This window comes from Bradyrhizobium sp. USDA 3240 (assembly GCF_054063295.1).
This window is the reverse complement of sequence record NZ_JBSSGD010000002.1, coordinates 2,009,467-2,024,401: the sequence shown is the minus strand read 5'-3', so window position 1 is coordinate 2,024,401 and position 14,935 is coordinate 2,009,467. Positions and strand designations below refer to the sequence as shown.

The 14,935-nt window shown below is 65.0% G+C and carries 12 protein-coding genes; 6 read left to right on the top strand and 6 right to left on the bottom strand.

The annotated features are described in order from the left end of the window. The first annotated feature begins 199 nt into the window (after nucleotides 1–199). Nucleotides 200–577 carry a PRC-barrel domain-containing protein gene (locus ACVIGA_RS10385; RefSeq protein ID WP_456666307.1) on the top strand — a complete coding sequence of 126 codons (378 nt, stop codon included), beginning with the start codon at nucleotides 200–202 and terminating at the stop codon, nucleotides 575–577. Between the two features lie 369 nt (nucleotides 578–946). Continuing rightward, entirely contained in the window at nucleotides 947–1,468 is a 522-nt protein-coding gene (locus ACVIGA_RS10380) for a PRC-barrel domain-containing protein (RefSeq protein ID WP_456666306.1), read from the top strand. Nucleotides 1,469–1,553: 85 nt separating this feature from the next. On the opposite strand, the gene ACVIGA_RS10375 is transcribed toward ACVIGA_RS10380, so the two are convergent. The 4 genes from ACVIGA_RS10375 to ACVIGA_RS10360 form a co-directional block, all read right to left on the bottom strand. Then, complete coding sequence (locus tag ACVIGA_RS10375) at nucleotides 1,554–2,951, bottom strand: glycerophosphodiester phosphodiesterase family protein (RefSeq protein WP_456666305.1); 1,398 nt, start codon at nucleotides 2,949–2,951, stop codon at nucleotides 1,554–1,556. Between the two features lie 201 nt (nucleotides 2,952–3,152). Beyond that, on the bottom strand, nucleotides 3,153–4,124 hold the full coding sequence (locus ACVIGA_RS10370) for an HlyD family secretion protein (RefSeq protein WP_456666304.1): 972 nt from the start codon (nucleotides 4,122–4,124) through the stop codon (nucleotides 3,153–3,155). Then, nucleotides 4,111–6,462, bottom strand: coding sequence for an ABC transporter permease (locus tag ACVIGA_RS10365; protein ID WP_456666303.1), 2,352 nt, complete (start codon nucleotides 6,460–6,462; stop codon nucleotides 4,111–4,113). Before ACVIGA_RS10365 ends, ACVIGA_RS10370 begins: the two co-directional genes overlap by 14 nt. Then, nucleotides 6,459–7,430 (bottom strand): HlyD family secretion protein, encoded by a 972-nt coding sequence (locus ACVIGA_RS10360; RefSeq protein WP_456666302.1) that lies wholly within the window; start codon nucleotides 7,428–7,430, stop codon nucleotides 6,459–6,461. The genes ACVIGA_RS10365 and ACVIGA_RS10360 overlap by 4 nt, the downstream gene beginning before the upstream one ends. 483 nt (nucleotides 7,431–7,913) lie before the next feature. On the opposite strand from ACVIGA_RS10360, the gene ACVIGA_RS10355 reads away from it, so the two are divergent. The 4 genes from ACVIGA_RS10355 (at nucleotide 7,914) to ACVIGA_RS10340 (ending at nucleotide 11,764) form a co-directional block, all read left to right on the top strand. Beyond that, nucleotides 7,914–9,659, top strand: coding sequence for a CocE/NonD family hydrolase (locus tag ACVIGA_RS10355; RefSeq protein WP_456666301.1), 1,746 nt, complete (start codon nucleotides 7,914–7,916; stop codon nucleotides 9,657–9,659). A 24-nt stretch (nucleotides 9,660–9,683) separates the two neighbouring features. After that, the gene (locus ACVIGA_RS10350; RefSeq protein WP_456666300.1) at nucleotides 9,684–10,472 is read left to right on the top strand and encodes an enoyl-CoA hydratase/isomerase family protein; all 789 of its coding nucleotides are present in this window, start codon (nucleotides 9,684–9,686) and stop codon (nucleotides 10,470–10,472) included. 95 nt (nucleotides 10,473–10,567) lie between these two features. Then, a complete protein-coding gene (locus ACVIGA_RS10345; RefSeq protein WP_456666299.1) occupies nucleotides 10,568–11,245 on the top strand; it encodes a TetR/AcrR family transcriptional regulator in 678 nt (225 codons plus the stop codon). Between the two features lie 216 nt (nucleotides 11,246–11,461). Further along, a complete protein-coding gene (locus ACVIGA_RS10340) occupies nucleotides 11,462–11,764 on the top strand; it encodes a hypothetical protein (protein ID WP_456666298.1) in 303 nt (100 codons plus the stop codon). A gap of 114 nt (nucleotides 11,765–11,878) precedes the next feature. Here the strand turns inward: ACVIGA_RS10340 and ACVIGA_RS10335 are convergent, their stop codons facing one another. Continuing rightward, nucleotides 11,879–13,093 (bottom strand): ABC transporter substrate-binding protein, encoded by a 1,215-nt coding sequence (locus ACVIGA_RS10335; protein WP_456666297.1) that lies wholly within the window; start codon nucleotides 13,091–13,093, stop codon nucleotides 11,879–11,881. Between the two features lie 135 nt (nucleotides 13,094–13,228). Further along, nucleotides 13,229–14,797 carry a DUF4403 family protein gene (locus tag ACVIGA_RS10330; protein ID WP_456666296.1) on the bottom strand — a complete coding sequence of 523 codons (1,569 nt, stop codon included), beginning with the start codon at nucleotides 14,795–14,797 and terminating at the stop codon, nucleotides 13,229–13,231. Between the last annotated feature and the right edge of the window lie 138 nt (nucleotides 14,798–14,935).

Here is a 14,935-nt window from a genome sequence, read left to right as displayed (position 1 = left end):
AACAGGTCGGCGCTGTGGAGAAAAGTTATCGTTCTGTCATCAAGCCTAATCCGTTGAAATACGAGCGGAAGTTCCCGATGCCGCACGTCGGGTCCGTGGCGCCAGGGCCGCCCGGAAAAGGGTAGGGCGGCTGTTATATCCAGCGCCGGAACCCGTTCCCAGGCGACGCGTTGTTTCTCTTTCAGGCCAGGAGGGTGAGATGGCTGTCGAGGTCATGGCAAGGCCGCATCAGCTCATTGCAAGCGATCGCGTCGAGGGGACGGCGGTGCGCCGAGCCAATGGCGACATGATCGGCCATATCGAGCGGCTGATGATCGACAAGATCTCGGGCAAGGTGTCGTACGCGGTGCTGAGCTTCGGCGGCTTCCTCGGGATCGGAACCAATCTGCTTCCGCTGCCGTGGGGCCGGCTGCACTACAATACGAAGTTCGAGGCCTACGAGCTCGACATCGAGGATGACGAATTGAAGCGCGCGCCGTCGTTCCGTGCCGACAAGGAATTCGATTGGGGCGACCGCTCGCAGGAAGTCGAGCTGCATCGCTTCTACGGCGTGCCGCCCTATTGGGGCGGCTTCTGAACGGCACATCGCGCTCGATCGGCTTTCGTGATGCGGGGCGCGCTGCGAGATGCGCGTGCGGATGATTTTGCGCAAGCGCGGTTCGCGGGACGACTTAGTGAGCCAAACATCGTCACATCGGGGACTGCGCGTCCGGCGCAGTCGTGAGGCTCGACCGCAACCCACTTGAGAGATCGCGGTCGTTTTCGTCAAGGACCGCAACGTTCCATGCGTTGCGCAATCCTCGGGCTTGCCGCATCGCTTCCATCGCGTTGCCAGCATGGTGTTCCCAAGCATCGGGGCGGCTTTTGACCGCAGGCGCATTAGGAACGGTCACGCAAATCACGGGTTCTCCCAGCATCGATTTTGCGAACTGAGGAGAGCGCAACAATGTTGGTTAAATCCATCATCGCCGGCTTGGCCGGCTCCGCCTTGCTTGCAACCGTCGCGATTGCACAGACACCCACCGACAAGGGCGACAAGATGTCACCTGCGGCGTCGACAACAACGTCGACCACGTCGGCGACCTCGTATCATGGCGACTGGCGCGCGTCGAAGGTCGTCGGCCTCAGCGTGTACAACGACAAGAACGAGAGCGTCGGCTCGATCAACGATCTCCTGATGGACAAGAGCGGCGCCATCAAGGCTGTCGTGATCGGCGTCGGCGGCTTCCTTGGCGTCGGCGAGCATCTGGTCGCCGTGCCGCTCGACAAGGTGAAATTCGTCAACGAGCCGGTCGCCTACACCGGCGCCTCGAACACCGGCAGCACGACCAAGTCCACGACCACCACCGGCGCGGCGCCCGCGGCGGCGGCGTCGAAGCCTAATCCCTGGTATCCGGATCACGCGGTGTTCAGCGCGACCAAGGATGAGCTGAAGGCGATGCCCGAGTTCAAATACGCGACCGAGTAACGCGCATTGCGTTGCCTGAAAGACGAATGCGCCCGGCGATGCCGGGCGCATTTTGTCGCAAGGTGCAAGAAATCTGCGCCTGTTTTTACCAGCCCAGTTCGCGCAAGTACGCCGCGCGGGCGGCGACGCCGGTGTGGGTGAAATCCGTGAAGACCCCATCCACGCCGAGACGGAAGAACTTCAGATATTCCAGGCCCGGGTCGCCGCGATAGTCGGCAGCCAGGTATTTCTTCTCGTTCCGGAACGTGAAGACATGCACGAACAGGCCGAGCTTGTGCGCGTCGGCAATGACGCTGGTTGGTTCTTGCGTCGTAGCCTCCGCCGTCGATCCCTTGTAGGGCTTGCCGTCGGTGTTGCTGTCCTTCCACGGTGAGATCTTGTAGGGGACGATGTAAGCCTTCCACGGACCGATGCCGTCGGCATAGGTCTTGATCTCCGCGAGGCCTGCGGAAGTCAGCATCGCATCGAAGGTGCGGCTGTCACCCGCGACCGTCCAGTCGTACGGGCGGGAATTGGCGATGTTGTTGAGCAGCACCTTGCCGGTCTTGAAGTCGACGCCGTTGCCGTCGATCAGCTGGACCTGCCGCGTCTCCAGCCCATGGCTTCGCATGTATTTCAGGCTGCCGGGCTCGAAGCTCTGCACGATGATCGGAGCGTCCTTCGCATTGAGGCTGTTCTCCTTGATGATCTTGATCAGGGCATCCTCGAGCGGGTGGCTGCCGGGCGCGCCGCAGCCATTGGCGATGGCCTGCGCATTGTTCCAGGTCGGATTCTTGGTTTCCGGATAGACCGCGATCGAACGTCCCGTCGCCTTGCTCTTGGCTTTGGCGATATCGATGATGTCCTGGAAGCTGATGATCGGAAACTTGCCGTTGAACAGTTTTGGCCGTTCGTTGGCCGCATCATAGGTGGTGCCGGCGATCCAGCTCTTCAGCTCGACCATGGTGAAATCGGTGATCGACCAATCATTGGTGTGGTCGTCGCCGTCGACGATCAGCGCCTTCAGCACCGATTTGGGATCGGCCGGATCGATCAGGTCGGTGGGATATTCGGCCGGCCCGCTGGTCGGTGTTTGCGCCCATTTCACCTTGACGGCAACGCCCGGCGCCGTGCGCTTGCGTTTCGCGACTTCCGCATTGGTCTTCGCCACTTCGGCAACGTTGGTGTTGTCGCCGAGCCATGGATTGTGGCGTGCCACCAGCACGCAATCCTTGGTCAGATGCAGATCTTCTTCGAGCGCGTCGGTGCCGAGGTCGGCAGCTAGCTCATACGAGGCCTCGGTCTCTTCGGGCACGAGGCCCGGCACGCCGCGATGCCCGATCACGAGCGGCAGCTTGCCGTCGACGGTCAGGAAGGGTTTTGCGCCGGCCGGCGCCGGGCCGGTTTGCGCTGATGCCATCGACGGCAGCAGCATCGCCAAAGCCGCCGCGCCGAGCAGCATCGCGCCAACATGCATCTTCCGTCGCGAACGAATCTGCCTCACGGCCAAATCTCCATCTTTGCGTGGCATCGGGCGATGCCGTAAGGGCCGAGCCGCATAGGGCCGCCGCTGTTGTCTTCTTTGTCGCAATCTTCTGACAGTCCGATGACTATTCGGCGAGGAAGGCAGACACAAGCTTCCGCGACGCGCCGGAGGGCGACAGTCCGCGCGTCATTGCGGCTCGCGGCCGGGCGCGGCGCGTCGTCAGCGCTCGATCCGGACGCTCATGCCGGGCTCGAGACCTTCCGCGGCGCCTGTCGGGTCGAGACGCAGACGCAGCGTGTTGCGGTCGTGATCGCCGATCACGCGTTCGGCCTGCCAGGTGGCGAACACCCCGAGCGGCCGCAATTCGGTGATGGGAGCCTTGGTGGCGGCGCCGGAACCGTTCGGTATCACGCTCACGGTCTTGCCCATCGCGAGGCCGTCGAGATGGTCCTCGCGCACATTGAACGACAGCCATTGCTTGCCGGCCGCCGCGATCATCAGGATCGGCTGACCCGCACGCACGTTCTCGCCCAATTCCGCGGCGATCACGGTGACCACGCCGTCGACCGGCGCGCGCAGCACCATCTTGTCGAGACGGCGCTCGAGCACCGCGCCGGCGGCCGCGGCCGCCTGCACCTGTGCGTCGGCGATGGCGCGCTCCTCTTTGGTCGGCCCTGCCACGGCGGCATCGTAGTTCGCCTGGGACGCCGCCACGCCGGCGCGCGCAGCGGCAACGTCGTTCTCGGCCTGGTCGAGCGCCTGCTGGGTTTCAAAGCTCTGGCTCGCCAGCGTCGTGATCCGCTTGAGTTGGGTCTCCACATAGTCGAGCCGCGAATTGGCCTTGGAGATCGCGGCTTTCAGCGAGTCGATCTGCTCGCGGCGTACGCCGGCATAGACGTTGTTGCGGTTCGCCACCGCGGCGGCGAGCGCGGCCCGGGCCTGGTCCGCCTGTGCGCTCAACTCGACCGCGGACAGTTTGGCGAGGACGTCGCCCGCGCGCACCTTGGCGCCTTTCTCGACCGCGATCGACACCAGCTGGCCGTTCACTTCCGGCTCGATCCTGACCTCGGTCGAGCGGACCACGCCGACGATTGCGGGGACAGGCGTCGCGCGGCTCTCGGCGTAGATCAACGCACCCGCGACGAGCACAAGCGGGATCGCGACAATGGCTGCGCGCCTAGCGTTGGGCATCTTGCTGTCCTCTCTTGAACACCAGCGCGGAGATCACGGCGAGCACGAAATAGCCCAGCGCCAGGCACCACAGCCTGAGCCAGTCATGCGAGACCTCCCAGATGCTGGCGCCGAGCTGGTTGATACGCACGAGGCCGTCGATCGCCGAGTCGGCCGGAAACAGCCGCCCGAGCGCGGTCGCCGCAGGAGGGATGGCCTCGCGCGGCCACGCGAAGCCGGCGGTGAAGAATTGCGGCAGGCTGGTCGCCAGCAGCAGGATGGTGGCGTTCTCCGGCCGCGTGAACCAGGCGCCGATCGCCTGTCCCAGGAAGCTCGTCGCCAGCAGGAAGACGGTCGCCAGCGCGAAGATCTGCGGCAGATGCCCGAGCGTCGAGAAACCATAGATCCGCGGCAGCACGATCAGATAGAGCGCGAGCGCCGGCAGATAGATGGTCAGGTGGGCCACGCCGCGCCCGAACACGCCCGCGACCAAGTTGCGAGAGTTCGCAACAGTGTTGCGGGAATTCGCCAGCGCCGTGCCGGTCAGCATCGCCGCGCCGATCAGCAGCGTCTGTTGCAGGATCAGGATGAACGCCGCCGGGACGATGTAGCTCGCATAGCCGCCGACCGGGTTGAAGATCGGTTGCAACAGAACATTGGCCGGGCTGAGGCTCGCGAGCTTCGCCTTGACCAGGCTTCCGTCGGCGCGGGCGCCACGCGACACCAGTTCGGATGTCAGCGTGCCGATCGCGGTGGCGACGGCCCCTGCGGTCGACCGGAAGATGAACAGATAGGTGGCGTCGGCGTAGACCGGGATGTGCGCGGTGAGGCCCTTGAGCACGTCGCGTTCGGTGCCGGGCGGGATCTGCACCGCGGCAAATGCGTAACCGCGGTCGATCGCGGTGCTTGCCTCCGCAAGGGTGCGGGCGCGCACCGTCACGCTCAACGTGCCGCTGGCATCGAGCGTCTCGACGATCTGGCGCGAAAGATCGCTGAGATCATTGTCGACGACCGCAATCGGCAGCTTGCGCAGGATCTGGTTCAGATAGGGTTGCGGATAGTAGATGCCGTAGACCAGCGGAGCGAGGAACAGCAGGCTGAAGGCGCTGCGCGTCCCGAGCACACGCCGCCACTCCGCCACGAAGGCGCCGCCGATGCCGGGCGGCGTCTGCTCGCTGACCGGCGGTTCGGGCGGCAGCGCCCTCGCAAACCAGCCCCTGCGCGTCAGGCTCGCCATGCGCAGCAAGGCAAGCGCGGCAAACAGCAGCGTAAGACCCGCGAGCGCCGCGAAGGGAATCGCCGATTCCGAGGCGGGCAATCCGCGCGCCGCCTGTCCCATCAACACCGACATGTACCAGCGCAGCGGCAGGATCGCGCTCCAGACCTGCGCAAACGTGTTCATACCGATGGTGGGAAAGCCGACACCGGCATAGCCGAAGGCGGGGGAGGCGATCAAACCGGCAAGGCCGAGCCCGGTCGCGAGGTCGCCGACCAAAAGCTGCAGCAGCGCACCGAGCGAGAGATAAGCGATGGTCAGCAGCAGGCCCGCCGCGATCATCAGCAGCGCGTCGCCCTTGAAGGGAATCTGCAGCACGCCCTCGAGGATCAGCGGCTGGGCCAGCATGATCAGGATGAAGATCACGAACAGCGGCGCCAGCTTGCCGGCGAGCGCAGCGATCGGATCGCCGCCGGCGCTTTCGAGCCACTCGCGCGCATTGCGGCGGCGGAATTCGGAGCCGACCGAATAGCCCGCGGCGAGCGTGATCACCACGTGAATGATCGTCGGCAGCAGCGCGCGCAGCAGGAACTGCGCGTAGTTCTTCTGCGGATTGACCAGCGCGATGGTCTCCGCCGACATCGTTCCCATCGATGCCGGGGCGGGGGCGGCGCGGTTGGCGGGAGCGGCCGCGCTCGCGGCGGCGGACAGTACATCGTTCAGGCCCGACGAGGCGATGCCGGCCGCGGTCAGGAATTGCTGGTTGTAGAAGCCGACGACCTGCGGACGGCGATCCGCCTTCAGGTCGCGTTCGAAATTCGGCGGAATGAAGATCGCCGAGATCGCCTTGCCGGAGCGGATGTCCTGCACGGCTGACGCCAGCGAGCCTGAATCGTCGACGATCCGCAGACTCGGCGACGCCGCGACCTGTTGCGTCAGCGCGCGCGAGGTATCCGACTTGTCAGTGTCGACGATGGTGACGCCGAGGCCGCGGATCACCGGTTGGCTGAACACGGTCGTGAGCACCACGAAGGCGAACAGCGGCACGCCGAAGATCAGGAGCAATGCCACGCGGTCGCGCACCAGCCACTGCCACTCGCGCTGTGCGACCCGCCAGAATCCGGGCTGCGATGCCAGCCTCATTGGCGCGACCGCCAGTCGAGATAGGCGCTCATGCCGGGCCGCAGCTCGGGCACCGGCTGCACCGGATAGGCGCGGATCGAGAATGTTCGCAAATCGAAATCGCCAGTGGCGCGCGTCGCCCGCCAGCTCGCATATTCGCCCTTGGTGGCGATCAGCTTGACCTCGACCGTGACATGACGGTCGTCGAGCGCCGGAATGCGGACGTCGAACTTGTCGCCGACCTTCAGGCCCTTCACCAGATCCTCGCGCAGATCGAAATGGATCCAGAGATCGCCGAGATTGATCAGTGTCACCAGCGGCACGCCCGGCGAGACGAACTCGCCCGGCTCGACGTTGCGCTGATAGACTTGCGCCGCGACGGGCGCGTAAACCGCGAGCTGATCGATCACCGATTGGACACTCTGAATGTCGGCCTCGGCCTTCTCGGCATTGGCTTTCGCGATCGCGCGCTCTTCCTTGGTGTAGCCGTTGACCGCCTGCTCATAGGCCGATTTCGCCTGATCGAGCCCGCGCTCGGCTTCGTGCAGCGCATCGGTGGTCTGGTCGAGGCGCGCCTGCGGCGCGTTGCCTTGCTCGGTCAGTGTCTTGGCGCGGTCGAAGGTCTTCTGCGCCAGCACCTGCGCGGCCTCCGCGCGCTCCATTTCCGCCTTCCGCGCGGCGATGGTCTCCACCCGCGTTCCAACCAGGATGTTGGCGAGTTGAGCGTCCGCAACGGCCTTGGCGGCCCGCATCTGATCTTGCTTTGCCAGCGTTTCCGGATTGTCGATCTTCACCAGGACGGCGCCGGCCGCCACGTTCTGACCGCGCTCGACCGGGATGTCCTTGACCCGTCCGTCGACGCGCGCGGCGATATCGAGCCGCGTCGCATCGACCTCGCCCTGCACGAGCAGCGGCTCGGGCCGCAGCAGATAATAGATCGACAGCGCAACGATGATCGCGGCAATCACGCCGACAATGATCGCCGGCATGCGCGTTGCCGTGTGCGCGTCCTGGCGCGGTGCTTGTGGTGGCTCCGACGTGCTTCGGCTCTCGCTACCAGAAGGTGACACGTCCATAGCTGACCCCACATTGGCTCACGACCAGGATAGTCATTCACTATGGCGTGGATGTTAAATCCTGCCAACCTCGCCAGCCTGTCCGATCCGGCTCGAATTTGACCGGAGCGACCGCGTCCGCTGCTGCCGACGCGGCGCGTGGCGCACGGAATGGCGTCCATCGCAGATGGAGATGGCGGGCGCATCGAACCCTCCAGCCGCGTCCGCCACTACGATCATTCCGGGATTTTCGAACTGTCGGGGAATATCGAGCCGTTCCGTCGCGTTCCGAGGGCATGAGAATTATACTTTACGATAGTAAAGTTTTATGCCATGGTATTTTCGACCGGGCGGGCAGGGTGCCTCCACCGCCACGGGCCATCGACCGAAAATGGTCGCGAACACCGGGATGAAACGATGATCGAGGAACGCGACATCAGCGTCGCCATGAGGGACGGGACCCGTCTTGCGGTCGACGTCTACCGTCCGGACGCAGCCGGCCGATACCCCGTGCTGTACGCCTCGGCGCTGCACAACAAGGACATCCAGGGCCCCGACATCGCGGACGTCTTGCCGCCGCAGCCGGCCCACACGCCGTTATGGTTCGGTCCGATCGAGGCGGGCGATACGCGTCGCTTCATCGCCAATGGCTACGTCCACGTGATCGCGCAGCCGCGCGGTTCAGCCAAGTCGGAAGGGCATTACGGCCACGAGGACACCGACCATTACGACCTGATCGAATGGATCACGCAGCAACCGTGGTCCGACGGCAAGGTCGGGATGGTCGGAATCTCGGGATTTGCCGGCGAGCAATGGCGCGCGGCCGCGCAGGGGCATCCCGCGCTGAAAGCCATCTTCCCCTATGACGCGTGCAGCGCCTATGGCGGCATGTTCGGATTCCGCGACTTCAATCCCGGCGGCGTGCTGCACAGCTTTCCCTATCTGCTCGACGTTTTCAGCACCGTCCATGAATCGCGCGACCGCCCCGCCGAGCTGCCGCCCGCCGAGGAAGAGCTCTGGCGCCGGGCCATGCGCAACCCGGACTTCAAGCAGTACATCAACCTCTACAACATCCTGACCCAGAAGGGACAGCGCACCTTCATCATGTATCTCATGATGACGCATCCCTGGGAGGCGGATGGCACCGTCGAGCGTGCGGAAGAGACTTTCCGGAAGATCAAGATTCCGTTCTACACGGGCTCGGGCGCATATGCGTATGCCTACAAGCTGCACTGGCTCGGAGCGCAGCACTATTTCCAGAACGTCGATGCGCCGAAGAAGCTGCTGTTCACCGGGCCGGCGCATCTCGAGCGGCCGTTCCATCAGCACCACGATGAAATCATCCGCTGGTACGATCACTGGCTGAAGGGGCACGACACCGGCATCATGGACGAGCCGCCGGTGCGCTATTGGCTGATGGGCGCCAACGAGTGGCGGACCGGGACGAACTGGCCGCTGCCGGAGACGCAGTGGACCAAATACTATCTCTCACATTGGGAGACGCTGTCGACCGAGCCGCCGCGGCCTGCCGCGGAGGTCGGCGCTTCGGCGCGCGAGCCCGATGTCTTCACGCAGATGCCGGTGACGCGGACGACCAAGGTGGAGCGGCTGCGCTACATGACCGAGCCCCTGCCGCACGACGTCACCATCGCCGGCCCGATCACGCTGACGCTGCATGCTGCGATCGACCAGGACGACACCAACTGGATCATCGTGCTCAAGGACGTCGGGCCGGACGTTTCGGTGCGCACCGCGCGCGAGGGCGAACGCGACGTTCCGTCGACGTTGCCGGAGCGTGAGCTGACCCGGGGCTGGCTGAAGGCGTCCTATCGCGCGCTCGATGAGCAGCGCTCGAAAACCTGGGAGCCTTTCCACAGACTGACACAGGATGCGATCGCCCCCGTGACGCCGGGAGACGTGGTCGAATACCAGATCCAGATCCTCGCCACCGCGAACCAGTTCAAGGCGGGCCATCGCATCTGCCTCGATATCACGTCGATGGATGTCCCGACCGGCACGGGAGCCATGACCAACGTCGAGTACATCCCGTACCACGTTTGCAGCAGCCGGACCGTCACCCACAAGATCTATCGCGATGCGGAGCGGCCGTCCCATCTGCTGCTGCCGATCATTCCCTCGTCCGCTGACCGGCGTCCGGCCTGACATCTCATAGAAGGAGACGCGACCATGAAGACGATCCGATTTGAAAGAGATGGCGCCGTCGGCAACATTGTCCTCGCCAACCCGCCATTCAACCGCCTCGACGCACGTTTCGCGGAGAACCTGCGCGCGGCGGTGCGTGAGGCGAGTCAAAGCGACATTCGCGTGCTGGTGGTACGCGCCGAGGGACCGCATTTCAGCTTCGGCGGCGAGGTGCGGGAATGGCCGGGCAAGGACGTCAACTGGTTCAGGACCTTCGTTGCCGACGTGAACATCGCCTATCGCGCCATCGAGATGCTGAAGATCCCGACGGTCGCGGTGGTGCAGGGGATAGCCTTCGGCGGCGGCTTCGAGCTCGCATTGGCGTGCGATTTCCTCGTTGCAGCCGACAACGCGACCTTCCGTTGCGTTGAGGTCACGACGGCGATGCTGCCGATCGCCGGCGCGTTGCAGCGCATCGCTGAGCGCGCCGGGCGGGCGCGTGCATCGCGATTTGCGATGCTCGGCGAGCCGATCTCCGGAGCCGAAGCGGGCACGTTCGGAATTGCCACCCATGTGGTGCCCGAAAGTGCGTTGACGGCGACGGCGACTGCATTGGCACGGCAGCTCGCGACGGGGCCGACCAGGTCATATGCCGCGACGCGCACCCTGCTCAAGGCGTGGTCAAGCGGCGGCGTCGCCGCCGCCGATCTCGTGATGCTCGATGTCGCGATGGAGCTCTACGACGGTCCTGACGCCCAGCGCGGCTTTGTCAACACCGCCGCGGCCTTCGACAAGGACATCGAGCCGCCGACGCTGGTGTTCGAAGGCAAATAGACCGACTGCGCAACAAGGATGGCATGGCTGCTGGCGATGGGCTCGTGGACACGTCGGGTGACGTCGGACCGGAAACCATGTTAGGCCAAGGCCGCATGACGAAGAAAGCGAGCCAGGCGGCTGCGCGTCGCGGCCGCCCGCGGCAGAGAGCCGAACAACAACGTTCGATCGAGACCCGAGCCTCGATCCTCGATGCAGCCATCGCCGAATTCGCCGAACGCGGGTTCGAAGCCGCAAGCATTCGTGCCATCGCCGATCGGCTCGGCCTGCAGCATCCGCTGATCACCTATCACTATCGCAGCAAGGACATCCTGTGGCGGGCGGCAGCGGAGCACGCCTTCGCCCAGATTCGTGCCGGTTGGGATATTTCTGCGCCCGAAACCTCCGATTTGTCGCCGCTGCAGCGGCTCCGCCAGGAATACACGACACTGTTCCGGTACACGGTCGCATTTCCTGAATTTCACCGCTTCATGCGGCAGGAGACGCTGACAAACAATCCGCGGCTGAAATGGGTGGCGGAAGCGATCCTGGCTCCGCTGCTGGAGCGATTGCTGCCACAGATCATCGCGGTTCAAAAGCAGGGTTTGCTCCCCGCCGTCGACCCCATGCTGTTTCACTACATGATGGTCAGCCTGACCGCGACGCTTTCCGAGTTCGGGCCGGAAATGCAGGTGACCGGCGGACTGTCCTCCGCGGACCCGAAGGTCGTCGAGGCGTATTGGCGCCTCGTTGACGAGACGGTGTTCGGGGCGATGCCCAAGGAACGCGGCTGAAGCACTTGCGCGCGTCGCCGACGCTGCAGCCGTGCCGCGCGATCAGACCTGTCCTGCAAGCCGCGCAGGATCACCCGGTTCACACGGATATTTGAAGCCCCGCGTCCGAATAAATCGCATCCGATTAAATCGGGATACTTGAAGCCCGGTCGTGCCATGCCTTTATCAGGCGCGAACGAATTAATCGTATGCGATGTAAATCGCGGGAGCGTTACCATGACTACCAGGATTTCCCATCTCGCCAGGACGTTCAGGACCAGGACGTTGAAAACCGTCGCGCTGGCAGCAGTGCTGTCGGCCATCACGGCGACGGCGGCCTCGGCCCAGGCCGCGATCTCCGAGCCGGCCGCCTACCAGGCGCTGTATCCGTATCGCGACGTGCTCAACAACGGCGCGCCGACCCCCGCCGCCAGGCTGGTGTTGCTGCCGCCCGGGGTGCTGCAAGCGCTGCAGGCGCAGGAGAGCGGCATCGGCATCGTTCATGTACCGCGCCGCAGTGCGCATCGTGCGCCGCGCTGAGGGCTCACGCAGCTACGCATACAAAGAGAGGATGCGGATCGATCGACCCGCATCCTCCAAATTCAACCTTCGATGGCCGCCGCACCCAGAGCGAATGCTTCGACGCTCGGCTGGCTAGTTCGACTTCACCAGCGGGCAGCCGCCCTTGTCGAGTGGGCGGAAGGCTTCGTCGCCGGGCACGGTGGCGATCAGCTTGTAGAGATCCCACTCGCCCTTGGATTCCTCGGGCTTCTTGGTCTCGAACAGGTACATGTCGTGCACCATGCGGCCGTCGATCCGGATGTGGCCGTTCTTGGCGAAGAAGTCGTTGACCGGCGTCTTGCGCATCTGCTCCATCACCTTCGGCGCCTCGTCGGTGCCGATCGCTTCGATCGCCTTCAGGTAATGCATGGTCGCCGAGTAGAGGCCGGCCTGGATCATGGTCGGCATGTGGCCGACCTTCTCGTTGAAGCGCTTCGAGAAGGCACGGGTCTCGTCGTTCATGTCCCAGTAGAACGCGTCGGTGACGATCAGGCCCTGCGTCGCCTTCAGGCCCAGCGCATGGGTGTCGGTGATTTCCATCAGCAGCGCGATCAGTTTCTGGCCGCCCTGGGTCAGGCCGAACTCGGCGGCCTGCTTCAGCGCGGTGGTGGTGTCGCCGCCGGCATTCGCCAGCGCCACGACCTTGGCCTTGGAGGCCTGCGCCTGCAGCAGGAAGGACGAGAAGTCCGACGAGTTGAGCGGATGGCGGACGTCGCCGAGCACCTTGCCGCCGGTCTCCTTGACGACGTTGGCAGCGTCGCGCTCCAGCGCCATGCCGAAGGCGTAGTCGGCGGTGACGAAGAACCAGGTGTCCTCGCCGCGCTTGACCATCGCCTTGCCGGCGACGTTCGACAGCGCGTAGGTGTCGTAGGTCCAGTGCACGGTGTTGGGCGAGCAGGCGCTGCCGGTGATGTCGGAGGAGCCGCCACCGGAGTTGATGTGGATCTTGTTCTTCTCGCGCGTCAGCGCCGAGATCGGCAGCGCGACCGACGAGGTCGGCACGTCGAGGATCGCATCGACCTTCTCGTTGTCGTACCAGTTGCGTGCGATGCTGACGCCGACGTCGGGCTTGTTCTGATGATCGGCCACGACGACCTGGATCGGCTTGCCCTTCACCTTGCCGCCGTAATCTGCGACCGCCATCTCGACAGCGGCGACCGAGCCCTTGCCGGTGGCGTCAGCATAGAGGCTCGACATGTCGGTGAGCACGCCGAGCTTGACGACGTCGTCGGAGATCTGGGCGTTCGCCGCGGTGCCGGAGACCGCCAGCGCGAGGCCGGCCGCTGCTGCGGCCAAGAGCGATTTCATCGTGTTTCTCTCCCTGATTTTTCGTTCGAGGTTGCTTCCACGGGGCACCTTCTATCCGGTGCGGCAAGCTGTCGCAAAGACGACTTTTTGGGCATGCGTAGGGTGCGGGGCGGATGGAACGCCGGGATTCGCGCCCTACAGCGCCGGCAGCGCGCTGACGGCAGCCTTGATGGTGCCGTCGGTCTCCACGATCACCCGGAGCGTCTTCGAATCGAACGTGATGCCGGCAAGGCGGATGCTGTTGACGTCGGCGTCGACGCGGATGCCTTCCTCGTTCTTCTGCAGGTCGGCGATGGCGGCAGTGATCTTCCGCTGCGCGTTGGTCGCGAATGGCTTCAGGTCGACCACCAGCCGATCGGCGAGCGCCTGCTGCAGATGCGGGATCGCCGCGCGCGCGGCGGCGCCGAGCAGGCCGAACGCAGCCTCGGACTCGACCGCCAGCTCGACGTCGGTCAGCCGCAGCGTCTGTGCCGTCTGGTCGAGCCGTGGCCGGCCCCAGATGTGCACGTTCGCCTCGGCGCCGAGGCCGAAGAAGCTCTTCTTCTCCTTGGCGCGCACCAGAAGCGAGATCAAAAGCCGGTCGCCGGAGGCGGCGATGCTCGCGCTCTTGACGGTCACGTCGACCGGGCCGGAGCCGTCCTCGGGGAAGGTCTTGCCCTTCAACTGCGCCTCGACCAGTTGCGTCAGCGTGGTGAAGGACATGTCGACCGGCAGGCCGACCGAAACCTTGCTTGGCATCGGCGGCACGATCGCGAGTTTATCGGGGAACGGGCAGTTCGGCGTGGTCTGCGTCTCCGTGATCCGTGTCTCGGCCTCGATCCCCATGGTCAGGATCAGCGAGGATGCATCGACCTTCGGCTGCGCGGCGATCGCGCGGGTCGGCCGCAGCTCGAGCCACATCGGCGGCATCGACGCGGTGCCGCCGGTGCCCTGCAGCGGGATCGAGCGGCAGGCCTTGGCCCATTGCATGCGGGCGGCGTTCTGGAACACCGGGTTGTTTTGCAACCGCGCCTCGACCACGGAAATCTGGTCGGCGACCGCCTTGTCGATGACAGGCTTGACCTGGGCCGGCACGCTGATGCGGACGCCGGCGGCCGACAGGCTGGTGTCGCCGAGATTGACCTGCGCCTGCAGGTTCGGCTCGATCCGCCAGGACGCGCCGAGCTTCGGCCGCGCGGTCAGCGTGACGCTGCCCTTGATGTCGGCATTGGCGTTGATGTTCTTGATGTTCACGGCGCCGATCTGCTTGGCGACATTGCCGCCGAGCAGGCTGCCGAGTGCGTTGCTGACCGCGCCGGTCGCCTGTGCCGACAGCGAGCCGGTGACCTTCAGCGCGCCGTTGATCGGCGTCGTCAGCGTCAGCACGTCCTGCGCGCCGGTGGCTGCGATCGGCCCGCGCGAGGCGGTCCAGCCGATGTCGGCATTTTGCAGGATTTGCTGGACCGGGTTGTCGGCCTTGCCGCCGAAGGTCTTCGGCGCGCCGCGTTCGGCGGCATCGCGGATCGCCGACAGCGCGACCGAGACCTGCGCCACGACCGTCGAGGACCGCGGCGCCTGCGGCAACGGCGGCAGCTGCACCAGCGGCGGCGCCTGCACCGTGACGCTCGGCGCGAGCCAATCCATGGCCTTCAGGCTGATCGCGAACGAGACCAGCACCACCGTGAGCCCGAGCGCGATCGTTCTTGGATGCATCGGTAGACGCATCATTCCCCCGGATGAAATCAACTTGACGGGTTGTACAGGCCCGCCGACGAGGGCGCCAGTGTGGCGGGATCAAGCTGCTTCGGGGGCGGCCGCCCGAGATCACTTGGACGTTAGCGACCTGGACGCTAACGACCCGGA